Source organism: Pseudoxanthomonas sp. CCNWLW251, from assembly GCF_037402255.1.
Classification (GTDB): domain Bacteria; phylum Pseudomonadota; class Gammaproteobacteria; order Xanthomonadales; family Xanthomonadaceae; genus Pseudoxanthomonas_A.
Window position 1 is genome coordinate 893,112 of the sequence record NZ_JBBEGA010000001.1, and the last position, 22,690, is coordinate 915,801.

23 protein-coding genes are annotated in these 22,690 nt (G+C 65.9%); 19 read left to right on the forward strand and 4 right to left on the reverse strand.

Features of this window, described 5'->3' with window-relative positions; all coding sequences use genetic code 11:
• Positions 1 to 57: 57 nt before the first annotated feature.
• Complete coding sequence (locus WBN46_RS04235) at positions 58 to 531, reverse strand: SET domain-containing protein-lysine N-methyltransferase (protein ID WP_192200407.1); 474 nt, start codon at positions 529 to 531, stop codon at positions 58 to 60.
• 158 nt (positions 532 to 689) lie between these two features.
• Here WBN46_RS04235 and WBN46_RS04240 point away from each other — a divergent pair, with 158 nt between their 5' ends.
• Positions 690 to 1,232, forward strand: coding sequence for a cytochrome C (locus tag WBN46_RS04240; protein ID WP_337730420.1), 543 nt, complete (start codon positions 690 to 692; stop codon positions 1,230 to 1,232).
• Positions 1,233 to 1,278: 46 nt separating this feature from the next.
• Here WBN46_RS04240 and WBN46_RS04245 read toward each other — a convergent pair whose 3' ends face one another.
• Positions 1,279 to 1,482 carry a hypothetical protein gene (locus tag WBN46_RS04245; RefSeq protein WP_192200405.1) on the reverse strand — a complete coding sequence of 68 codons (204 nt, stop codon included), beginning with the start codon at positions 1,480 to 1,482 and terminating at the stop codon, positions 1,279 to 1,281.
• A gap of 208 nt (positions 1,483 to 1,690) precedes the next feature.
• Here WBN46_RS04245 and WBN46_RS04250 point away from each other — a divergent pair, with 208 nt between their 5' ends.
• The 17 genes from WBN46_RS04250 (at position 1,691) to WBN46_RS04330 (ending at position 19,666) form a co-directional block, all read left to right on the forward strand.
• Positions 1,691 to 2,152, forward strand: a complete 462-nt coding sequence (locus WBN46_RS04250; protein WP_337730421.1) for an SUF system Fe-S cluster assembly regulator — start codon at positions 1,691 to 1,693, stop codon at positions 2,150 to 2,152.
• 15 nt (positions 2,153 to 2,167) lie between these two features.
• Positions 2,168 to 3,607: a Fe-S cluster assembly protein SufB gene (gene sufB, locus WBN46_RS04255; RefSeq protein WP_337730422.1), complete on the forward strand. Its 1,440-nt coding sequence runs from the start codon at positions 2,168 to 2,170 to the stop codon at positions 3,605 to 3,607.
• A gap of 157 nt (positions 3,608 to 3,764) precedes the next feature.
• Positions 3,765 to 4,529, forward strand: a complete 765-nt coding sequence (sufC, locus tag WBN46_RS04260; RefSeq protein ID WP_337730423.1) for a Fe-S cluster assembly ATPase SufC — start codon at positions 3,765 to 3,767, stop codon at positions 4,527 to 4,529.
• Complete coding sequence (gene sufD / locus WBN46_RS04265) at positions 4,529 to 5,791, forward strand: Fe-S cluster assembly protein SufD (protein ID WP_337730424.1); 1,263 nt, start codon at positions 4,529 to 4,531, stop codon at positions 5,789 to 5,791. Before sufC ends, sufD begins: the two co-directional genes overlap by 1 nt.
• A complete protein-coding gene (locus WBN46_RS04270; protein ID WP_337730425.1) occupies positions 5,788 to 7,041 on the forward strand; it encodes a cysteine desulfurase in 1,254 nt (417 codons plus the stop codon). The genes sufD and WBN46_RS04270 overlap by 4 nt, the downstream gene beginning before the upstream one ends.
• 134 nt (positions 7,042 to 7,175) lie before the next feature.
• Positions 7,176 to 7,715, forward strand: coding sequence for a GNAT family N-acetyltransferase (locus WBN46_RS04275; protein ID WP_337730426.1), 540 nt, complete (start codon positions 7,176 to 7,178; stop codon positions 7,713 to 7,715).
• Positions 7,712 to 8,044 carry a non-heme iron oxygenase ferredoxin subunit gene (locus WBN46_RS04280; protein WP_337730427.1) on the forward strand — a complete coding sequence of 111 codons (333 nt, stop codon included), beginning with the start codon at positions 7,712 to 7,714 and terminating at the stop codon, positions 8,042 to 8,044. The genes WBN46_RS04275 and WBN46_RS04280 overlap by 4 nt, the downstream gene beginning before the upstream one ends.
• A gap of 123 nt (positions 8,045 to 8,167) precedes the next feature.
• Entirely contained in the window at positions 8,168 to 8,515 is a 348-nt protein-coding gene (locus WBN46_RS04285) for a hypothetical protein (protein WP_337730428.1), read from the forward strand.
• Positions 8,516 to 8,663: 148 nt separating this feature from the next.
• Positions 8,664 to 11,036 (forward strand): TonB-dependent receptor, encoded by a 2,373-nt coding sequence (locus tag WBN46_RS04290; protein WP_337730429.1) that lies wholly within the window; start codon positions 8,664 to 8,666, stop codon positions 11,034 to 11,036.
• A 75-nt stretch (positions 11,037 to 11,111) separates the two neighbouring features.
• Positions 11,112 to 11,798: a Fe2+-dependent dioxygenase gene (locus tag WBN46_RS04295; protein ID WP_337730430.1), complete on the forward strand. Its 687-nt coding sequence runs from the start codon at positions 11,112 to 11,114 to the stop codon at positions 11,796 to 11,798.
• A 113-nt stretch (positions 11,799 to 11,911) separates the two neighbouring features.
• Positions 11,912 to 12,364, forward strand: a complete 453-nt coding sequence (locus WBN46_RS04300; protein WP_337730431.1) for a hypothetical protein — start codon at positions 11,912 to 11,914, stop codon at positions 12,362 to 12,364.
• Positions 12,365 to 12,469: 105 nt separating this feature from the next.
• Complete coding sequence (locus WBN46_RS04305; RefSeq protein ID WP_337730432.1) at positions 12,470 to 14,833, forward strand: TonB-dependent receptor; 2,364 nt, start codon at positions 12,470 to 12,472, stop codon at positions 14,831 to 14,833.
• Positions 14,834 to 14,944: 111 nt separating this feature from the next.
• Positions 14,945 to 15,580: a PepSY-associated TM helix domain-containing protein gene (locus WBN46_RS04310; protein WP_337730433.1), complete on the forward strand. Its 636-nt coding sequence runs from the start codon at positions 14,945 to 14,947 to the stop codon at positions 15,578 to 15,580.
• A 29-nt stretch (positions 15,581 to 15,609) separates the two neighbouring features.
• A complete protein-coding gene (locus WBN46_RS04315; RefSeq protein WP_337730434.1) occupies positions 15,610 to 16,143 on the forward strand; it encodes a DUF2271 domain-containing protein in 534 nt (177 codons plus the stop codon).
• 32 nt (positions 16,144 to 16,175) lie between these two features.
• Entirely contained in the window at positions 16,176 to 16,988 is an 813-nt protein-coding gene (locus tag WBN46_RS04320; RefSeq protein WP_337730435.1) for a DUF4198 domain-containing protein, read from the forward strand.
• A gap of 45 nt (positions 16,989 to 17,033) precedes the next feature.
• Entirely contained in the window at positions 17,034 to 18,026 is a 993-nt protein-coding gene (locus WBN46_RS04325; protein WP_337730436.1) for an FAD:protein FMN transferase, read from the forward strand.
• On the forward strand, positions 18,023 to 19,666 hold the full coding sequence (locus WBN46_RS04330) for a sulfite reductase flavoprotein subunit alpha (protein ID WP_337730437.1): 1,644 nt from the start codon (positions 18,023 to 18,025) through the stop codon (positions 19,664 to 19,666). Before WBN46_RS04325 ends, WBN46_RS04330 begins: the two co-directional genes overlap by 4 nt.
• A 10-nt stretch (positions 19,667 to 19,676) precedes the next feature.
• Here WBN46_RS04330 and WBN46_RS04335 read toward each other — a convergent pair whose 3' ends face one another.
• Together WBN46_RS04335 and WBN46_RS04340 are read right to left on the reverse strand one after the other, a co-directional pair.
• Entirely contained in the window at positions 19,677 to 20,279 is a 603-nt protein-coding gene (locus WBN46_RS04335; RefSeq protein WP_337730438.1) for a HutD family protein, read from the reverse strand.
• 287 nt (positions 20,280 to 20,566) lie between these two features.
• Positions 20,567 to 20,902: a helix-hairpin-helix domain-containing protein gene (locus WBN46_RS04340; RefSeq protein ID WP_337730439.1), complete on the reverse strand. Its 336-nt coding sequence runs from the start codon at positions 20,900 to 20,902 to the stop codon at positions 20,567 to 20,569.
• Between the two features lie 243 nt (positions 20,903 to 21,145).
• Between WBN46_RS04340 and WBN46_RS04345 the strand changes: the two genes are divergently transcribed.
• The gene (locus tag WBN46_RS04345; protein WP_337730440.1) at positions 21,146 to 22,636 is read left to right on the forward strand and encodes a M20 family metallopeptidase; all 1,491 of its coding nucleotides are present in this window, start codon (positions 21,146 to 21,148) and stop codon (positions 22,634 to 22,636) included.
• Positions 22,637 to 22,690: the final 54 nt, after the last annotated feature.

The window sequence follows — 22,690 nt, forward strand, 5'->3', positions numbered from 1 at the left end:
CCTGCCTTCGGTCATTTCAACCGTTCGGCCTTCCGCGGCATCCGTGCCTGATGGGGATCAGCGACCCTTCTTGGGTTGCAGCATCGTGCCCGTGCACTTCTTGCTGCCGCAGCGGCAGGCCCAGATCTTCTTCAGGCGCGCGGTGTGCGGTTCGGACAGGGTGATGCCGTAGTTGTAGGTCAGTTCCTCGCCGGGCTTGATCGCGCGGATCGCCTCGATGAAGACCTTGTCCTTCTTGCGGTTCTTGCCGTCGTGCTCTTCGATCACGGCTTCGCAGTTGGGGTCGCAGCTGTGGTTGATCCAGCGCGCCTTGTTGCCCTTGTGGTTCGCGTCGATGACGTAATCATCGTTGAGCGTGAACAGGAACGTATGGCCCGAATCCGCGTCGCCGGTGTCGTCGGCGTCCACTTCGTCATGCGTGCGGCGCTTGCCCTTGTATTCCACCACGCGCTCGCCCTTCTCGATCGGGGCGATGGCGAACACGCCGTTGCCATGGATGTCGGATTGGCGGGCTTCGATCTTGCGGGGCATGCGGTGTCCAGGGAGGCAGTGGAGTGCGGAGGGGGGATTCTCGCCCAATGCCGCCGCGTTTCCCACCTTCCATGCCGCTGAACGGCATCGCGCGACACATGGCCGGTCCCCACAGGGCGGTGCGTTCCTTGCCCGGTTCCCTTCGATTTGTCCTCGCCATGCGCCCTGTCCGTGCCCTGCTGATGCCCGTCTCGCTGTTGTTCCTGGCCGCGTGCCAACCCGCCGGGCCACGCGCCGTCGCGAGCCTGCCGCCGGCGTCCGCCTCAGCGACGGGAGGCGATCTGCTCGCGCGCGGCGAATACCTGGTCCGCATCGCCGGCTGCAACGATTGCCACACCCCGGGCTATGCCGAATCGGGCGGCAAGGTCGACAAGGCGGGATGGCTGGTGGGCTCGCCGATGGGTTTCCACGGCCCCTGGGGCACAACCTACGCCAGCAACCTGCGCCTGCGCATGCAGCAGCTGAGCGAGGCGCAATGGCTGGAATACAGCGCCAACCTGCGTACCCGCCCGATCATGCCGGACTTCGCCGTGCGCGACATGAGTGAAGAGGACCGCCGCGCGATCTACCGTTTCGTGCACGCCCTCGGCGCTGCAGGACAGCCGGCGCCGGAGGCGTTGCCGCCGGGCAGGACGCCACCGCCGCCCTACTTCGGCATGGTGCTGCCGGCACCGCCCTCACCGCCCGCCGCCGCCCAGTGAACGGTGCTGGCGGGCTCCACTATGAAAACCTGCACCATGGACACATTCACCAGGGAAACACGCGGCCACTGACCATCCAGAACAGACCGAAGGCCAATCCGAACAGCGTCCAGAACAGCTGGCCCAGCCCGCGGAACAGCTTCACCGCCAGATAGACGCCGCCGATGGCCAGCAGCACGCGCCACAGGAAGCCCTGGTCCAGGCCGTGACGGGAGGAAGCGGATTCGGGGTGACCGTGGATCGTGTTCATGGCGACTGTCCTTGAAGAGAGGCCGTCCGGGAGTGGACACCGCCCATCTTCCTGACCGGACGCCCCCGGCATCAGTCGCAGCCGTCAGCCATCGCGGGTGACATTCGTCAGTCCGCGCCGGCACGCCTGAACGGGGGAATTCCTCCAGGTTTGAGCCGCGAGGGACAAAAGCGTACAATTTCGGTACGTTTTAAGGATCCCCTTCCCCATGCTCCGCGTCACCAAGCTCACCGACTACGCCACCGTGGTCCTGACCGTGCTCGCCGCCCGGCCGGGCGAGGTCCTGAGTGCGTCCGACCTGGCCGAACATTCCGGCTTGGAATCCCCCACCGTGAGCAAGGTGCTCAAGCCGCTGGCGCAGGCCGGCCTGGTGGAAGGCCTGCGTGGCGTCCACGGCGGCTACCGCCTGAGCCGCGACGCGGCCGACATCAGCCTGGTGGAAATCGTCGAGGCCATGGAAGGTCCGTTGGCCATGACCGAATGCAGCCAGAGCGAAAGCCAGTGCGGCATCGCCCACCAGTGCGGCGCGCGCGCCAACTGGCGCCTGATCAACGACGTGGTGGCTGACGCGCTGCGCGGCTTCACCCTGGCCCAGATGATCACCCCTCCCCCCTCCTCTTCCGACGACACGCGCAGGCGCCCCATCGCCGTGCGGGTCGCGACCCGTTGAACCGTAGGCAGCCCGATGGCCACCGAGAACGCTGAAATCCTGGAACAGCTGGGACGTCGCTACGACGCCGGCTTCATCACCGACATCGAATCCGATTCGCTGCCGCCCGGCCTCGGCGAGGACGTGGTGCGCGCCCTCTCCGCGAAGAAGGAAGAACCCGCGTGGATGACCGAGTGGCGGCTGGCGGCCTACCGCCACTGGCTGACCATGCCGGTGCCGCACTGGGCCAAGCTGAAGATCGCGCCGATCGACTTCCAGGCGATCAGCTACTACTCCGCACCGAAGGCCAAGTACGCCTCGCTGGATGAGGTGCCGCAGGAACTGCTGGACACCTACGACAAACTCGGCGTGCCGCTGCACGAGCGCGCCAAGCTGGCCGGCGTGGCGGTGGACGCGGTGTTCGACTCCGTGTCCGTCGGCACCACCTTCCGCAAGGAACTGGCCGAGAAGGGCGTGATCTTCTGCTCGATGAGCGAAGCCATCAAGGAACATCCGGCGCTGGTCAAACAGTACCTGGGCAGCGTGGTGCCGGTAGGCGACAACTACTTCGCCGCACTGAATTCGGCGGTGTTCTCCGATGGCAGCTTCGTGTTCATCCCCAAGGGCGTCCGCTGCCCGATGGAACTGAGCACCTACTTCCGCATCAACGCCGGCCACACCGGCCAGTTCGAGCGCACGCTGATCATCTGCGAAGACAAGGCCTACGTCTCGTACCTGGAAGGCTGCACCGCGCCGATGCGCGACGAGAACCAGCTGCACGCCGCCGTAGTCGAGCTGGTCGCGCTGGAAGACGCCGAGATCAAGTACAGCACCGTGCAGAACTGGTACCCGGGCGACGAGGAAGGCCGTGGCGGCATCTACAACTTCGTCACCAAGCGCGCCGAATGCCGGGGCGACCGCAGCAAAGTGACCTGGACACAGGTGGAAACCGGTTCGGCAATCACCTGGAAGTACCCGTCCTGCGTGCTGCTGGGCGACGACTCGACCGGCGAATTCCACTCGGTGGCGCTCACCCACCATCGCCAGCAGGCCGACACCGGCACCAAGATGATCCACGTGGGCAAGCGCACCAAGAGCAAGATCGTCAGCAAGGGCATCAGTGCCGGCCGCGGCCAGAACACCTACCGTGGCCTGGTGAAGGTGGACCGCAACGCCGACGGCGCGCGCAACCACACCCAGTGCGACAGCCTGCTGATCGGCAAGAAGTGTGGCGCCCACACCTTCCCCTACATCGAGGTGAAGAACCCGACGGCGACGCTGGAACACGAGGCCACTACCTCCAAGATCAGCGACGACCAGATGTTCTACTGCCGCGCGCGTGGCATCAGCCAGGAGGACGCGGTGTCGATGATCGTCGACGGCTTCTGCAAGCAGGTCTTCCGGGAACTGCCGATGGAGTTCGCGGTGGAGGCGAAGAAGCTGCTGGAAGTGTCGCTGGAAGGCAGCGTGGGATAAGGCTTCTCCCTTCTCCCGCCGGGAGAAGGTGGCGCGAAGCGCCGGATGAGGGTGCGGCGGAATCGGGAAGGTTCACCGCCAACGATTCCGCCAGACCCTCACCCCAACCCCTCTCCCGGTGGGAGAGGGGCTCAAGAAATCAAACTGGAAACGCACCATGTTGAAGATCGACAACCTCCACGCCAGCGTCGCCGGCAAGGAAATCCTGAAAGGCCTCTCGCTCGACGTGAAGCCGGGTCAGGTGCACGCCATCATGGGCCCCAATGGCGCGGGCAAGTCCACGCTGGGCAACATTCTTGCCGGCCGCGAGGGGTATGAGGTCACCGCCGGCACGGTGGAATTCGAAGGCAATCCGCTGCTGGAACTGGAACCGGAAGAGCGCGCCGCCGCCGGCGTGTTCCTCGCCTTCCAGTACCCGGTGGAAATCCCCGGCGTCAACAACACCTATTTCCTGCGCGCCGCGCTCAATGCCCAGCGCAAGGCGCGTGGAGAGGCCGAACTGGATTCCATGCAGTTCCTCAAGCTGGTGCGCGAGAAACTGGCCGTGCTGCACCTGAAGGACGAACTGCTGCACCGGGGTGTCAACGAAGGCTTCAGCGGTGGCGAGAAGAAGCGCAACGAGATCTTCCAGCTGGCCGTGCTGGAACCGAAGCTGGCCATCCTGGACGAAACCGACAGCGGCCTGGACATCGACGCGCTGAAGAACGTCGCCGAGGGCGTCAATGCGTTGCGTTCGCCCGACCGCGCCTTCCTGGTCATCACTCACTACCAGCGCCTGCTCGACTACATCAAGCCGGACGTCGTGCATGTGCTCGCCAATGGGCGCATCGTCGAATCCGGGGGCCCGGAACTGGCACTGGAACTCGAAGAGCACGGTTACGCGTGGATCAAGGACCGCGTGGCACCGGAGAAGGTCGCCTGATGAGCGCGCTGCTGGATTCCCTGTCGGCCGGCTTCAACGGCGACGCGGCGCGCCGCGCCGTACTGGACGAAGCCCTGCGCGATGGCCTGCCCGGGCCGCGCGCGGAAGCGTGGAAGTACACGTCGTTGCGCCAGCTGGAGCGCCGCAGCTTCGCCAGCGTGGACGTCGCACCCACCTTGGACCCGATGCTGCTGGCCGACATCCCCGCACCGCGTGCGGTGTTCGTCAACGGCCGCTATTCCGTCGCGCTGTCGCTGACCGCCGACCTGCCCGACGGTGTCAGCCTGCAGCTGCTGTCCGAAGCCCTCGCCGAAGGCGGTGACGCCGCGCGTTTCCTGCAGCGCCGCTTCGAGCGCGGCGACGAAGTGTTCGCCCGCCTCAACGCCGCGCTGGCCACCGAAGGCGTTCTCCTGCGTGCCGAAGCGGATGCCAGCAGCGATCAGCCGTTGCACCTGGTCTTCATCGGTGCCGAGGATGGCGCTGAGCGCGCCTGGCATCTGCGCAACCTGATCGAGCTGCGTGCCGGTGCTGCCCTGACCGTGGTCGAGCACCATGTCGCCATCGGCGCGCACGCGCACCTCATCAACGCCCTGAGCCATGTGCACCTGGCGCAGGGAGCACGCCTCACGCACGCGCGGGTCGAAGCCGACAGCGCGCGCGCCACCACGCTGCTGCGCACCGACGCGGTGCTGGCCCGTGACACCGAATACCGTCGCGTGGACCTGGAACTCGATGGCGGCCTGTCGCGCCATGAACTGAACGTCCGCCTCGAAGGCGATGGCGCGCGCCTGATCGCCAACGGGGTGCTGCTGGCGCACGGTCGCCGCCATGTGGACACGCGCCTGGGCATCGACCACATCGCCCGCGATACCGCCTGCGAGCTGACGTGGCGCGGCCTGGGTGCGGGCCGCGGCCGCGTGGTTTTCCACGGCGGCATCCTGATCCGCGAGGGTGCGGACGGCACCGACGCGGCGCTGTCGAACAAGAACCTGCTGCTCTCCGACAACGCGGAGATTGACACCCAGCCGGTGCTCGAGATCCATGCCGACGAAGTCAAGGCGGCGCACGGCGCCACCGTCGGCCAACTGGAAGCCAATGCACTCTTCTACCTGCGCTCCCGCGGCCTGTCTGCGCCGGAAGCGCAGCAACTGCTGACGGCCGCGTTCTGCCGCGAACCGCTGTCGGTCATCGAGGATGCGGGCCTGCGTGACCTGTTGGTGGCGCGCGTCGATGCGGTGCTGGCGACGTTGGGCGCGACATGAACCGCGAGACCGTCCAGGCGCCTGCGGCGGAAACCGGCGTCGACTGGGATCAGGTCCGCGCCGATTTCCCCTTGCTGACGCGCCAGGTCAACGGCAAGCCGCTGGTCTACCTGGACAGCGCCAACACCGGCCAGAAGCCCGCCTCGGTCATCGAGACCGTCGACGCGTTCTACCGCCAGCACAACGCCAACGTCAGCCGCGCCGTGCACACGCTCGGCACCGAGGCGACCGAGGCCTATGAAGGCGCGCGCAAGAAACTTGCGCGCTTCCTCAACGTGCGCCCGGACGAACTGGTGCTGTGCAGCGGCACCACGTTCGCGATCAATCTGGTCGCGTACTCGTGGGCATTGCCGCGCCTGAAGGCCGGCGACACGATCCTGGTCTCGCGCATGGAGCACCACGCCAACATCGTGCCCTGGCAGCTGGTTGCCCAGCGCACCGGGGCGACAGTGAAGGTCGCGGAAATCCGCCAAGACGGCACGCTGGACCTGGATGCGCTGCACGCCGCGATGACCGGCGACGTGAAGCTGCTGGCCATCGCCCACACCTCCAACGTGCTGGGCACGGTGAATCCCGTCCGCGAGATCTGCCGCGAGGCCCGCAAGCGCGGCATCGTCACCGTCGTGGACGGCTCGCAGGCCGTTCCGCATCGTGCGGTGGACGTGGCGGCCATCGGTTGCGACTTCTACGCCCTGACCGGCCACAAGATGTGCGGCCCCACCGGCACCGGTGCGCTGTGGGCACGCAAGGAACACCTGCAGGCCATGCCGCCCTTCATCGGCGGCGGCGAGATGATCAAGGAAGTCAGCTTCGACGGCACCGTCTTCAACGACGCGCCGCACAAGTTCGAAGCCGGTACGCCCAACATCGCCGGCTTCATCGGCCTGGGTGCGGCCGTGGACTACCTCGATGCATTGGGCATGGCGCATGTCGAAACACGCGAAGCGGACTTGCTGGCGCACGCCACCGAGGAGCTGGACAGGATTGACGGCCTGCGCATCTTCGGCCGCGCGCCGGACAAGGCGGCAGTGATCTCGTTCCTGATCGAAGGCGCGCACGCACACGACCTGGCCACGCTGCTGGACCTGGAGGGCGTCGCGGTCCGTTCCGGCCAGCACTGCGCCCATCCGCTGCTGCAGTTCTACGGGGTGGCGGCCACGCTGCGGGCATCGTTCGCGTTCTACAACACGCACGAGGAAGTGGAGCGCTTCATTGCCGCCCTGAAGAAGGCGCGTAGCCTGCTGGCGTAATGACTGCGTTCTGCGGGGGCGATGCCGGTCGCGACCGCGCATTCTTCTGCTGCTGAACCTGTCGGGGCATGGCGGGATCGCGGTCGCGACTGACGTCGCTCCTACAGGTTGCCGGATTTCCGTAAAATCCGGCCATGGATACCCTGACATTCCGCACGGCCACCGAGGCCGACATCCCCGAACTCGTCGCCCTGGTGACGTCCGCCTACCGGGGCGACGTCAGCAGGCAGGGCTGGACCACCGAAGCCGACCTTCTGGACGGCCAGCGCATCGACGCCGACGCGCTCCGCCGCGACATCGAACGGCCGCGCAGCCGGATCATCATCGCCGAACGAGACGGGGACCCGCTCGCCTGCGCACACGTGGCGGACGACGACGGTGCCGGTTACTTCGGCATGTTCTCGGTGCGTCCCGACCTGCAGGGCGCAGGCGTGGGGAAGGCCATGCTGGCCGAGGCGGAGCGCATTGCATGCGTCGAGTGGCGACTGCCTGCGATGCGGATGACCGTGATCGACCTGCGCGATGAACTGATCGCTTTCTATGAGCGGCGCGGCTATGCGCGTACCGGGATCAAGAAACCGTTCCCCTATGGCGATGCCCGCTACGGCGTTCCCAAGCGTGACGACCTGCGTTTCGAGGTCCTGGAGAAACCGCTGCCGGGGGACACGGCATGAGCGGGACATGGACCTTCGTCTGTGCCACCGGCGAGTTGCTGCCGGGCGAGATGAAGATGGTCTTCGACGAGGTCACGGGCACGCCCATCGTCATCTTCAACCATGATGGCGACCTGTATGCGCTGGAAGACAAATGCAGCCACGAGGACTTCGAACTGTCCTCCGGCAGTTTCGATGCCGGGGAAGCCAGCATCGAATGCGTGCTGCACGGCGCACGTTTCGACATCCGCGATGGCCGCGCCCTGTGCGCGCCGGCCTACTCGCCCGTGGTGAAATTCCCGACGAAGACGGAGCACGGTGGCGTCTGGACACGCGACGACCGGGACTGAGCCGGGAATGTGAATATTCTGTTGTAATCGCAAATCATTCTCATTATCCTGTCGCACCCCTGCGGCGGATTGCCGCAGCCTGACCCGCCCGAGGCCCCGGTGCTGCGTGATGCCAGCTCAATCATGACCGCGTTCGCCCGCCTGGCGCTGGCGTGCCTGCTCGTGATCATGGGCAGCGCTGCGCTGGCTTCTACGGGGATCTTCCCGCCAGCGGGTTCATCTTCGGACACGTTGTTGCATCGCGATGCCGGGATCCACTCCCGGGACGAGCTCCGCTACGCCTCGGCGTCGCTGGCGGAGCAAGCGACTGAAGGTCTGTCCGTGCCGGCCGAGTCCGAAGGCAATGACGCGGGCGCCCGCGCCCATTCCGCGCGGGTAGGGTCGCGGGCGCATGATGCGGCCGCCGGCCATTCCAACAGCGCCCCCTCGCGCCATATCCGTCATCCCGGTCGCGGGCCGCCGGCCGCCTGAGCTACCTGCGTGCACCGCGCCTGCCGGTGACACCGTTGCTTGCCGGATCCAGCCCCCGGAAAGGCGCAGATCCGCCGCCCCCAGTCTTCACTCCACTCCCGCCAGCCTTCCGCCACCGGGTGTTTCTTCTCCGCACCTGAGGATCCTCATGAACCTGCGTCCATCCCCGCTTGCCGCCGCCCTGTTGCTCGCCATCACTGCCCCCGCGCTCGCCGCACCGACCGGGGACGTGCCCGCCGATGCCGCAGGCCAGGCCAAGGAACTCGACGCCGTCGAAGTGCACGGCGAACGTGTACAGAAAGCGAGCTCACCGAAGTACACGGAAGCCCTGGTCGACACGCCGCAGACCATCACCGTGGTGACCAGCGAAGTGATGGCGCAGCAGAACCTGCTCGGACTGAGGGACGTGCTCAGCACGCTGCCCGGCATCACCTTCGGCGCCGGTGAAGGCGGCGGCGGCTACGGCGACAGCATCAACCTGCGCGGCTTCACCGCCAGCAGCGACATCACCACCGATGGTGTACGCGACAGTGCGCAGTACACCCGTAGCGATACTTTCAACCTGGAAGCGATCGAACTGATCAATGGCGCCAACTCGGCTATGTCAGGCGCCGGCTCCGTCGGCGGCAACATCAACCTGGTGAGCAAGAATGCGCGCGCCGATGACGCCAGCGCTTTCACGCTCGGCGCGGGTACAGATGGCTTCGGCCGCATCACTGCCGACAGCAATATGGATCTGGACAACGGCATGGCGGTCCGCCTCAACGCAATGGCGCATCAGAACGACGTGCCTGGCCGGGACTACGAAGAATTCAAGCGCTGGGGCTTCGCTCCGTCGGTCGCTTTCGGTCTGGGTACAGACACCCGCCTGACCCTGAGCTACCTGCACCAGAGCGACGAAAACGTGCCGCAGTACGGCGTCCCGTATTACATGAACGCCTTCAATAACGGCCCACTGTCAGGCGTGGACAGCGAGAACTATTACGGTTACCACAATATCGATACGCAGGAGATCGATGTCGACATGCTGACGGGCGTGTTCGAACACGACTTCAATGACCGCTTGAGCGTGCGCAGCTTGGCGCGCTTCCAGAAGGTCGACCAACTGTCGGTGGTGGACGCAACGCAAGGCACCTGGTGCCTAGGCAACGGCATCAACCCGGCCACCGGTGCGGCTTGCACGCCCGCGGGCACCTATCTGCCCAGCGGTCCGCGCGGTTACTCGCGCGACACCGAGAATGCAATTGCCATCAGCCAGACCGATCTGACCGCGCGCTTCAACACCGGCGTGGTGGAACATGCCCTGGTCGCCGGCGCTTCCTTCTCCAAGGAAACCTTTGACCTGGACGTCGGCAGCGTGCTGCGCAATCCTGATGGCAGCACTGTCACGTTGCCGCGCATGGATCTGTACAACCCCGACTCCAACTGGACTGGACCGTACAACTACTTCCTGACTGGCCGCACCGAAGGCGATCTGACCAACCAGGCGTTCTACATCTTCGACACGCTGAAGTTCGGCGAGCGCTGGATGCTGAATCTCGGTGCGCGCTACGAACACAATGAGGGCTCCTCCGCCACCTGGAACGTCAAGGCCTATACCGCGCCTACGCCTGCCAACCCCACACCGAACAACAGCAACATCGGTGCGGTACTCGGCAAGAATGCGACTGCGATGAACGAGGACGATCTGTTCTCCTACCGCGCGGGCGTGGTGTTCAAGCCGACCGAGAATGGCTCGATCTACTTGTCCTATGCGAACTCCAAGACGCCCTCGAAAGCCTCGGTCAACGGCAGCTGCACGCCGACCAGCACCACCGGCACCGCGAACTGCGGCGTCGATCCGGAGACGGCTGTCAACATCGAACTGGGAACCAAATGGGACCTGATTGACCAACGCTTGTCGCTGACCGCATCGCTGTTCCGCAACGAACGCCAGAACTATCGCGTCAGCGACCCGGGCAATCCGGAGAACCCCTCAGGCGAACAGCAATTGGACGGCAAGGCACGTGTCCAGGGCGTGACCCTGGGCGTGGCCGGCAACATCACGCGCGAATGGTCGGTGTTTGCTAACTACACGTATCTGGACAGCGAGGTCCTGAACGGCGTGTCGGATTTCTGCCGAGCCAACCCGAGCACGGCATGCGGCAACAGCGGCGCGTTCCCGGATCCGCTGAAGGGCAACCCGTTGACCAACACGCCCGAACATTCGGCGAGCCTGTGGACCACTTATCGCTTGAACAGCTGGATCTTTGGTTACGGCGCCACATACCAGGGCGAGTTCTATCTCAACAACAATCGCCTACCCGCGGCCGGAAGCAGCACCCCCGCCACGTTGTACACAACGCCGGACTACTGGATGCACCGTGCCATGGTCGGCTACCAGATCAACCCAAGCGTCGGTCTGCAGCTGAACGTCAACAACCTGTTCGACAAGGAGTACTACACGCGCATCCGCAACAATGGCTGGGCCACGCCCGGCGAGGCGCGCTCCGTGGTGCTGACGGCCACGTTCAAGTTCTGATCCGGCCTTCCGGACAACCCTTTCCGCCCCGCCCGTGCAGAATGGGCGGGGTTTCCCATTTATAGGCCGCTGACGATGCTGCTGCCCATTCCCGATGTACTGACACCGGCCCAGGTCGCGCAGGCCCGCGCAATGATCGACGCCGCCGACTGGGCCGACGGCCGCATCACCGCCGGCTACCAGTCGGCCAAGGCCAAGGACAACGCGCAGCTGCCGGAGGATTCGCCGGCCGCACGCGAGGTCGGCGCGCTGATCCTTGACGCCCTTTCCCGCAACAGCACCTTCTTTTCCGCAGCGCTGCCGAAGCGCATTTATCCGCCCCTGTTCAACCGCTATGCCGGCGGCCAGTCGTTCGGCTACCACGTCGACAACGCGATCCGCTACGACCGCAGCCGCGGCGGTGTGGATCCCGTCCGGACCGACGTATCGGCCACGCTCTTCCTCAGTGCACCGGACGAATACGACGGCGGCGAACTGATCATCGAAGACACCTTCGGCACGCAGAGCGTGAAGCTGCCGGCCGGGTACATGGTGCTGTATCCCGGCACCAGCCTGCACAAGGTCGCCCCGGTGACGCGGGGCGCGCGCGTGGCGTCATTCTTCTGGATGCAGAGCATGGTGCGCGACGACGGCCACCGGCGACTGATGTTCGAACTGGACGTCTCGATCCGCCGCCTGACCGCCGACGTCCCCGACCATCCCGCACTGGTCCAGTTGACCGGCGTGTATCACAACCTGCTCAGGCAGTGGGCCGAGACCTGATCCCGCCACCCGCGACACGGTCAAGATTCGTTCTTGTTTGCACTTGATAAGTATTCTCATTTAAAATGACTCCCGTTCGACATGCCGCTCTTGGCACGTCGCCGGGGAACCGCTTGATCCGCATCCGTCCCACCGCTGTCAGCCCAGTCCGCGTGTCCGGTCGACGCGCGTCGTCCTGGCATGTGGGCATTGTGGCCGCCGTGTTGTGGGGCGCGCTGGCCCTGTTGGGCCTCGCCGCGGCCGGTCTGCTGCACCCCGATGCCTCCAGCGCCCATGCCGTCTCCTACACCGGGCATGTGTCGGCCCATGTCCAGGATGGCGACCCGCCGGACGAGGTTCGACACCGTGCGCATCACCTGAAGAAACCACGCCTCAGCGCACTGCAGGTCCTCACTCTCGCGTCGCCGGTCACGACGCCGGCCGTGTTTGCTTCCCGCGATTCCGACGCCCCCGGAAGTTGCGACCTGCACTCGCATCGCCGTGCGTCCCACGACGCGGTGCCCCCTGGCCGTGCCTGTCCGTCCCTCCGCCTGCATCCCGGCCAAGCGCCGCCGCACACGGCCTGACGGCTTTTTCGCCCGCACCACGCGGGCCTGCATGACCGTACGCCGCCCCGCGCATCCGCGGGCGGGCGCGTGCATCCCTACCCTGTCCCCACTTCGATGAACCTCATGAAGAACTCTTGCCGCTCCCTGCAGGCGCCGCTGCGCCGCACCCGTCTTGCCATCGCGCTTATCGCCGTCGTGTCCGCGCCCGCACTCGCCCAGCCGATGCCCGATGGCGCCACCGACGCCACCGATCTCGACACCGTCGTGGTCACCGCCGCCGGCTTCGAGCAGAAGATCACCGATGCGCCGGCCAGCATCAGCGTGATCACGGCGGAAGAACTGCGCCAGCGCCCCTACATCACGCTGATCGACGCCGTGCGCGACCTGGAAGGCGTGGACGTCGGCGAGACGTCGGACAAGACCGGTCAGAAGACCATCAGCATCCGGGGCATGGGGCCGGACTACACGTTGATCCTCATCGACGGCAAGCGCCAGAACAACCACGGCGACATCTATCCGAACGCGTTCGGCGGCAACCAGTTCAACCACATTCCGCCGCTGGACATGATCCAGCGCATCGAGGTGATCCGCGGCCCGGCCTCCACGCTGTACGGTGCGGATGCGTTGGGCGGCGTCATCAACATCATCACCCGCAAGGTCTCGGACCGCTGGCAGGGCTCGGCCACGCTGGGTCACGGTATCCAGGAGAACAGCGACTTCGGCAGCGACAGCACCTTCGACTTCATGTTGATGGGGCCGCTGGTGAAGGACCGCCTGGGCCTGGGCGTGCGCGGCTCCTGGTACGAGCGCAATGCATCCACGCCGGAATATGAAGCCATCACGGCGCCTGACGGCAGCGTGTTCGAGCGGGCACTGGGCTTCGGAGGCGGCGGCAAGACGGTGGACAACACCAACAAGAGCGCAGGCGTCACGCTGAGCTGGACACCGACGGACAACCAGAGCGTCGTCTTCGACTACGACACGTCGGAGCAGGTGTACGACAACACGCCGTACATCAACAATCTCGGCTCCGAAACCTATCCGTTGGGCACGGTGGACGGGCTGGCCGGCATCTGGCGCGCGGCGCCGCAGGTGGGATACGCCGCCGACCAGGAATTCACCCGTGACCAGTGGTCGGTCACGCACAACGGCCAGTGGACTTTCGGCAACAGTTTCATCTCGCTGGCCCACATCGATACCGGCAACCACGGCCGCACCTTGCCGTTCACCGTCGCCGAGCGCCTGTTGCACCGGCAGATCTTCCAGGGCACGGGAGCATACGCCGGACTGAGCGTCGCCGAGCGCCAGGCCATCGCAGTCTCCACCTTCCTGCCGCGTCCGAAGCGCACCATGGACAGCCGCCAGTACACACTGGATGCGAAGCTCGACTTCGCGATCGGCCAGGCCCACCACGTCGTGGTCGGCGGGCAGCTCATCGATGGCGAACTGGAAGACGGCGTGTTCGGCATGGAAGGCGGCGGCGATGGCGGCGGCACCGTGCAGGACCACAAGATGTGGTCGCTGTTCGCCGAGGACAACTGGAACCCGATCGAAGCCCTCACCATCACGCTGGGCCTGCGCCATGACGACCACAATGTGTTCGGCAGCCATCTCAGCCCGCGTGCTTACGCGGTATGGGACGTCAGTGAAGCCTGGACGCTGAAGGGCGGCGTCAGCACGGGCTTCAAGACACCCAAGACCACCGACCTGTACGACGGCATCACCGGTTTCGGAGGCCAGGGCACCACGCCCTTCGTCGGCAATCCCGACCTGCAGCCCGAGACCAGCGTCAACAGCGAGATCGCGCTCTACTGGACGTCACCGGACGACGCGCACAACTTCAACCTTACGGTGTTCCGCAATGACTTCGACGACAAGATCGCGCGCGGCGAGACCAGCCTGAGCTGCGAGCAGACCGGCGGCGTGCGCCCCTGCGCCAACCTGGGCGACTACGCGCTGCTGGGCTACAGCACTTACGCGCAGAACATCAACATCGACGAAGTACGTATCCAGGGCGTGGAGATTGCCGGCCGCTGGGGCATCACCGACGCCTTGTCGCTGCGTGCTAACTACACCTTCACCGACAGCGAGCAGCTCAGTGGCGCGCAGAAGGGCTTGCCGCTCACCAACACCGCCAGGCATATGGTCAATACCAGCCTGAACTGGCAAGCCACGGAGAACTTCAGCCTGCAGTTGCTGGCCGAAGCCCGCTCCAAGCGCTACCGCGACACCCTCAACGGCGTTCGGCGCGACTACCAGGACTACACCGTGCTGCACCTGGGCGCGCAGTACCGCTTCAACGAGCACGTCTCGGTGTCGGGACGCATCAACAACCTGCTGGACGAAGACTTCACCACCTTCCAGACGGTCTTCACCGACCTCAACAACGATGGCACCTACACCTCCAACGAGGTGGCGTACCTGGACGACTACAACAACAAGGACAAGTCGCGGAACCTGTGGCTGAGCCTCAACGTCAACTTCTGACGCGAACGCGCGCTCCCCTCTCCACGCGGGAGGGGAGCGCGCCCCTTAATTGAGAGCCATTCTCATCTGTGATGTAATGGCGTCCCGCTCCACCCTGCGTCGAGACTGCCGTTGTCCTCTTCCGCGTCCCCCGCCCTCCAGCAACAACGCCGCGGCTTCTGGCTGCGCACGTTGCACCAGTGGCACTGGATCAGTTCGGCGGTCTGCCTGATCGGCATGCTGCTGTTCTCCATCACGGGGATCACGCTGAACCACGCATCCAGGATCGAGGCCTCGCCCGAGGTCACCAACCTCACCGCCACGCTTCCCGCCCCCTTGCTCGCCGCGCTCGGTGACCGGCAGGACGGCAATGCACCGCTGCCTGCCAACATTGCCGATTGGCTCGACAAGGAACTGTCGGTATCCGTCGGTCAGCGGCCAGCGGAATGGTCAGACATGGAGCTTTACCTATCGATGCCTGGCCCCGGTACGGATGCATGGCTGAGCATCGACCGGGAAACCGGCGCAGTGGAATACGAACGCACGCACCGTGGCTGGATCTCCTATTTCAATGACCTGCACAAGGGTCGCAACGCCGGGCCGGCATGGGGCTGGTTCCTCGACATCTTCGCCGTGGCCTGCCTGGTGTTCTGCATCACCGGCCTGTTCCTGCTCTACCTGCACGGTCGGCAGCGCCGCATGACCTGGCCGATGGTCGGCCTGGGCCTGCTGGTGCCGCTGTTGATCGCGCTGCTCTTCATCCACTGATTCCCTTCCACGAACCCACGAGTGACCGCATGTCGAAGATCGCCGTCCACACCACGCTGACCATCGCGCTCAGCGGCCTGCTGGCCACGCCGGCATATGCCGCCACGCTGGACATCAACGTCGAGATCCCCAAGCTCAACGTGGCCGAGTACCACCGCCCCTACGTGGCCATCTGGATCGAAGGCGCGGACCAGAAGGTCGCCGCCAATCTGTCGGTCTGGTACCAGCAGACGAGCAACGCCGAAGGCCATGGCACCAAATGGTTGCCCGACATGCGCCAGTGGTGGCGCAAGTCCGGACGCAGCCTGAAGGTGCCCGTGGACGGCGTGACCGGCCCGACCAAGCCGGTGGGCAAGCATGCGCTGAGTTTCACCGACAAGCAGCCACAACTGGCCAAGCTGGCGCCGGGCGAATACACGCTGGTGGTCGAGGCCGCGCGCGAGGTCGGTGGCCGCGAACTGCTGAAGATCCCCTTCAGCTGGCCGGCGAAGAAGCCTGCGCAGACCGGCAAGGCGCAGGGCAGCACCGAACTCGGCGCCGTGACCCTGGCCGTGAAGCCCTGATCGCCCTTCCCTTTTCCTTGCTGGAGACTTCCATGAAGCGTTCCCTTGCCGTCGCCATCGCCCTGGCCGCCACCATTCCCGCCACCGCCCTGGCGCACAAGGCCTGGATGATGCCGTCGCAGACGGTCATTGCCGGCACCAATCCGTGGATCACGGTCGACGCCGCCGTGTCCAACGACCTGTTCTACTTCAACCACGTGCCGCTGCGCACCGAAGGCCTGGTCATCACCGCGCCGGACGGCAGCACGGTGGAAGCGCAGAACCTGGCTACCGGCAAGTACCGCACCGTGTTCGATGTCGAACTGAAGCAGCAGGGCACGTACCGCATCGCGACCGTCAACAAGGGGTTGATGGTCCGCTGGGAAGGTGCCGACGGCAAGCCGGGCGGACTGCGTGGCGCCAAGCCGGAAGACCTCGCCACCAAGGTGCCGAAGGATGCGAAGAACCTGCAGGTATCGCAGTCCATCGGCCGCATCGAGACGTTCGTGACCAACGGCTCGCCCAACGACACGGCGTTGAAGAGCTCGGGCGAAGGCCTGGAACTGGTGCCGGTGACGCACCCGAATGACCTGTTCGCAGGTGAAGCCGCGAAGTTCCGGATGCTGGTCGACGGCAAGCCCGCTGCCGGCCTGGAATTCGAGATCACGCGCGGCGGCACGCGCTATCGCAACGCGCAGGAAGAGATCAAGGTCACCACCGACGCGAGCGGCGAGTTCAGCGTGACCTGGCCGGAAGCCGGCATGTACTGGCTTGAAACCGGTACGCAGGATGACAAGACGTCGGTACCGCAGGCCAAGCAGCGTCGCCTGAGCTACGTGGCGACGCTCGAAGTGCTGCCGCAGTAATTCCGCATGGCGCCGCCGGACAGGCACCCGGCGGCGCGCAATCGAATGAACGTTTCCCTCTCCCCGCTCTCCGCTCCTCCATCGCCCGTACAGGCCGTGCACGGGCAGACCATGGGCACCACCTGGTCGGTGCAATGCTCGAGCGCGACGCGCCTCGATCTCCACACACTGCATGACGCGGTGCAGGTGCGCTTGGACCAGATCGTGGCACAGATGAGCACGTGGCATGTGGACACGGACATCATGCGCTTCAACCGTGGCAGGGCGGGAGAATGGTTCGCGCTGCAGGACGACTTCCTGCACGTGCTGACGGCAGCGCTCGAGATCGCGGCCGCCAGCGAAGGAACCTTCGACCCGACCGTGTCGCCCCTGGTGGCCGCATGGGGTTTCGGCGCGCATGCCGGCGCCCGTGGACGTCCGACGCCAGCCGATCTCGTCGACGCGCGCGCGCGCGTGGGCTGGCAGCACCTGCGCTTCGATGCCGACCAACGCCGCGTCAGGCAACCGGGCGGCCTCATGCTCGATCTCTCGGCCATCGCCAAGGGCTACGGCGTGGATATCGTCGCGGCGCTGCTGCGCCGTCGCGGCATCGACAGTGCGCTGGTGGAAGTAGGGGGCGAACTGTACGGCTACGGCCGCAAGCCCGACGGCCAGCCTTGGCGCGTGCTGGTCGAGTCGTCGCCGGACGAGGAAGTGGATGACGATGGGCTGGAGCCGCGCGTGCTGACGCTCGATGGCGTGGCGGTCGCGACCTCCGGCGACCGTTGGCATGCCTACGCACACGAGGGCCGGCGCTATTCGCACACGATCGATCCGCGCAGCGGTGAGCCGGTAACCGATGCCGCAGCGGCCGTCACCGTGGTCGCGGCCGATGCCATGCAGGCCGATGCGTGGGCGACTGCGTTGACCGTGATGGGGACAGCCGATGGCCAGGCATTCGCAGCGCGCCACGGATTGGCCGCGCGCTTCCTCCAACGCTCCGCACAGGGCCTGCAGGAAACCATGACGCCCGCCTTCGAGCGACACCTCGCGGCATGAGCACGTCCCCGACGCCCTCGCGCGGAATCGCCCCGCTGCTGGGCAACACGCTGGTGATCCTGCTGCTGGTCGCATGCGCGTGGCTGTTCGCTCGCCTGCACGAAGGCGCCTGGTGGATGGCCGCGCCCTCGGCGATACGCGGCTACGCCGCTGCGGCAGCGGTGCTCGCGTACGCAGGCTTGACGGGTTGGTTCCTGCACCGTGCACGCGTGCGCGAACGCGCCGCCCAGCCCAGTGCGCATGCCGCGCAGGATGCAGTGTGGGTCGTGCATGCCAGCCAGACAGGCTTCGCGCTGGAACTGGCCGACCTGACAGCCGCCTCGCTCCGCCACAGCGGCGTGGTTGTGCAGCGCGCGGGGCTGGAGCATCTGGATGCGGTCCGGCTCAAGGGCATGACCCGCGCGGTCTTCGTGGTCAGTACGACCGGCGAGGGTGATCCACCCGATCCCGCCCTGGGCTTCGTGCATCAGGTGATGCCGCAATCGCTTTCGCTGGCAGGCTTGCAGTACGCGGTGCTTGCGCTGGGCGACCGTGAGTACGCGCACTTCTGCGCTTTCGGCCATCAACTGGACGACTGGCTGCGTCGCCACGGCGCGCAACCGCTGTTCGACCTGGTCGAGGTCGACAACGCCGACGACAGCGCGCTGCGCCACTGGCAGCACCACATCGGCCAACTCGGCAATGGCACGGACATGCCCGACTGGTCGGCGCCACGCTACGAATCCTGGCGATTGCGCGAGCGCATCGAACTGAATCCCGGCAGTCTCGGCGGACCCGCGTTTCACCTGGTGCTGGAACCCACCGCGGGAACAATGCCGGCATGGACGGCGGGCGACATCGCGGAGATCGGCCCACGACACGCCATTGCCGATGTCGAAGCCTTTCTGCGTGCCAGCAGCCTGCAGGGCGATGCTGTGGTGGACTGGCAGGGCGAACGGGTGACATTGACTGACGTGCTCGCACGCAGCCAGTGGCCTTCCTCTGCCGGCGCGTCCCTGTTTCCGACTCCGCAGGCACTCGTTGACGCCTGCGCGCCGCTGCCCCATCGCGAGTATTCCGTTGCGTCGATACCGGAAGATGGCGCGCTGCACCTGCTGGTCCGCTTGATGCAGCGCGCGGACGGTGTGCCCGGGCTCGGTAGCGGATGGTTGTGCCGTCACGCCCGGCCCGGAGAAACGATTGCCCTGCGCATCCGGAGAAATCCGAACTTCCACCCCCCTGCTGCCCACGTACCGATGGTGCTGATTGGCAATGGCACCGGGTTGGCGGGATTGCGGGCCCACGTGAAGGCCCGAATGCATGCCGGAGTGACACGGAACTGGCTGCTGTTCGGCGAACGCCAGCGTTCCCGCGACTTCTTCCATGCCGACGAATTGATGGCATGGCACTCACAGGGTGTACTCGAACACCTTGACCTGGCGTTCTCCCGCGATGACGACGAGCACCGGTATGTCCAGCACGCCTTGCTGGCGCAGGACGAGCGTCTTCGCCAGTGGGTCGACGAAGGGGCCGCCCTGTACGTCTGCGGCAGCCTGGCGGGCATGGCGCCGGACGTGGACGCCACGCTGCGCCAGATACTCGGAGATGACAGGGTCGAGCGACTGCGTGGCGACGGGCGCTACCGCCGCGACGTCTACTGACGCCATCCGCTCAGGCGTTCTTGCCAGCGCCCTCATCCTCGACGCGGATGGCCAACAGTTCGCCACCACCCTGAAGCGCGTAGCGGGTACGCGCCGGCCCGGCGGCCAGGATGGCAGTGTCACCGCTCCAGAGATTCCCGAGTCCGCAATCGGCATCGAACGCCGCCTGCCCTGCGAGCAGGTGAACCACCCAATGCACACTAGGCTCGGTGAAGAACAGCATCGGTCCAACCAAGGGGCGATGCAGCAGTTCGGTGCGGACGACACCGCGTCGCCACATCAGATTGAAGTCATGCGTGGCGCCATCGACCAGTTCGCCGGTCACCGCGTCTTCGCCCGCGAAACGATGGCGACCGTGCGGTGGGGCAAGCTCCACCACGCGCCCTCCGTTGAAACGGAGGCGCAGGCCGTTGCCACGCAGCAGGACCAGTTCGCGATCAATGCCGGGAAATTCGGAGAAAGCGGCATCTTGTTCGATCTCGGCGATCGAGAGGCGCCAGTTCCATGCCCCGGCATCAGGCACCCGCGCGATCTCGCGCGTCCAGCCCAGGCCATTCCTCCAGCGCTCCCGTCGGTACTCATTGGCGGGAATGATGCGCGACACGTCCGGCATGGTGGTCCCCTGTCTGGATGCGGCGCGATTCTAGCCCCTCCCCGTTATTGAGGCAGCTACGCGACAACCCCAAAACGACATCGCCCGGATGCGCTTCCTGCGCGCCCGGGCGATGTCCACCTCCGTGTCGGCATCCTGCCAGTGGCAGGCCAATGCCTGTTCCTGACCCATGCGCGTCCTGCGCGTTGTAGGTACGTCCTTGTCGGCCTCCTGCCTGTTTCCCCCTGGCATCCAGCCCCTGTGTCCGGCGCTCCACATCCTGTGGAACCGCCGGGCACGGGAATCGATCAGCGCCGTGCTACCGGCTTGGCAGGCGTCGCGGCGGCGGCCGGCTTGCGTACCGGGGCGGCACCGGCCCGCAGTTCGATGCGGTCGCGGTTCTGCTCCACGGTGCTCAGGCCGATGCCCTTCACCATCGCCAGTTCCTCGGCGCTCTTGAATGGTCCGTTGGCCTTGCGGTACTCGACGATGGCGGCGGCCTTCGCCGGACCCACGCCAGTCAGCACACGGTCCAGTGCGGCCGCATCCGCCGTGTTGATGTTGACCTTCTCCGCCGCCATGGCCTGTACGGCGATCAACAGCGAAAGTGCAGCGGCGAATACGATGTGGATGAACGACTTCATGACAACTCTCCTTGTGACGTTGGACTCTCCATGGATGGCGGGTGCGTCGACGCATCCGTCATGTGTCCGTCGGTCGCCTTGGGGCCGCGACGGTAGGGAGAGTGTCCAGCGCCCATGGGTGCCAAGGTATCGCCACTGCGCGTGCGAATCTGCCCGTAAACACCCCGGCCATGCGTAGGAAAAGTCCTACCCCAGGCAAGAGCGTAGAATGGCGTACTACGTCTCAAGTACTCCGGAGTTGCCATGGATACCGCCAAAGTCGACCGCTACGTAGCCGAAAAGTGGGATGACGACATCGTCCCGCAGCTGGTCGAGTACATCCGCATCCCCAACAAGTCACCGATGTTCGACAAGGACTGGGTAGCCAACGGGTACATGGAACAGGCGGTCCAGCTGATGGAGCGCTGGGCGAAGGCGCAGTCGGTTCCGGGCATGCAAGTCGAAGTGGTGCGCCTGGAAGGCCGCACCCCGCTGATCTTCATCGAGATTCCTGCGACCGGACCCGAGACAGCAGCGGATACGGTGCTGCTGTACGGCCACCTGGACAAGCAGCCGGAAATGACCGGCTGGGACGACGACCTGGGCCCGTGGGTGCCGGTGATCAAGGGCGACAAGCTGTACGGCCGCGGCGGCGCCGACGATGGTTATGCGATCTTCGGCTCGCTGGCCGCCATCCAGGCGCTGCAGCAACAGGGCGTACCGCATGCACGGTGCGTGGTGCTGATCGAGGCCTGTGAGGAATCGGGCAGCTACGACCTGCCCGCCTATGTGGATCACCTCGCCGACCGCATCGGCATGCCGTCGCTGGTCGTGTGCCTGGATTCGGGCTGCGGCAATTACGACCAGCTCTGGTGCACTACGTCGTTGCGCGGCCTGGCTGGCGGCAACTTCACCGTCAAGGTGCTGGAGGAAGGCGTGCACTCGGGCGATGCCTCCGGCGTGGTGCCGTCCAGCTTCCGCCTGCTGCGCCAGCTGCTGTCCCGGCTCGAGGACGAGCAGACCGGCCGCATCCTGCCGGAGGGCTTGCAAGTCGAGATTCCGGCGGACCGCCTTGCGCAGGCGCAGGAAGCCGCGCGCGTGCTGGATACGGCCGTGTTCGACAAGTTTCCGTTCCTTCCCGGCATGACCCCGATGGCGGACGACCTTGCGCAGCTGGTGCTCAACCGCACCTGGCGCCCGGCGCTGTCGGTGACCGGCGTGGACGGCATGCCGCCGCTGTCGTCAGCCGGCAACGTGCTGCGACCACATACCTCGGTGAAGCTGTCGCTGCGCCTGCCGCCCACGCTGGATGGCAAGCAGGCCGGCCAGTTGCTGAAGGAACTGCTGGAAAAGGATGCGCCCAACGGTGCGCAGGTCAGCCTGGACCTGGAGAAGGCCAGCACCGGATGGAACGCGCCCGCCATGTCACCGTGGCTGGAGAAGGCCATCGATGCATCCAGTCGCGAGTTCTTCGGTGCCCCGGCGATGTATATGGGCGAAGGCGGCACCATTCCCTTCATGGGCATGCTGGGCGAGAAGTTCCCCGGTGCGCAGTTCATGATCACCGGTGTGCTGGGTCCGCATTCCAATGCGCACGGTCCGAACGAATTCCTGCACATCCCGATGGGCAAGAAGGTGACCGCCTGCGTTGCGCGCGTGATCGCCGAGCACCATGCGGCGAGCGTGCGTGGCGAAACCACGGGCGTGGGCGTGGCGGCCGGTGGCGAGCAGCACGGCGACCACGGTTGCTGCTGAGCCGGATGGTTCGCGGGGGGAGTCCTGGGTTACGCTCCGGACACCCCCGCATTC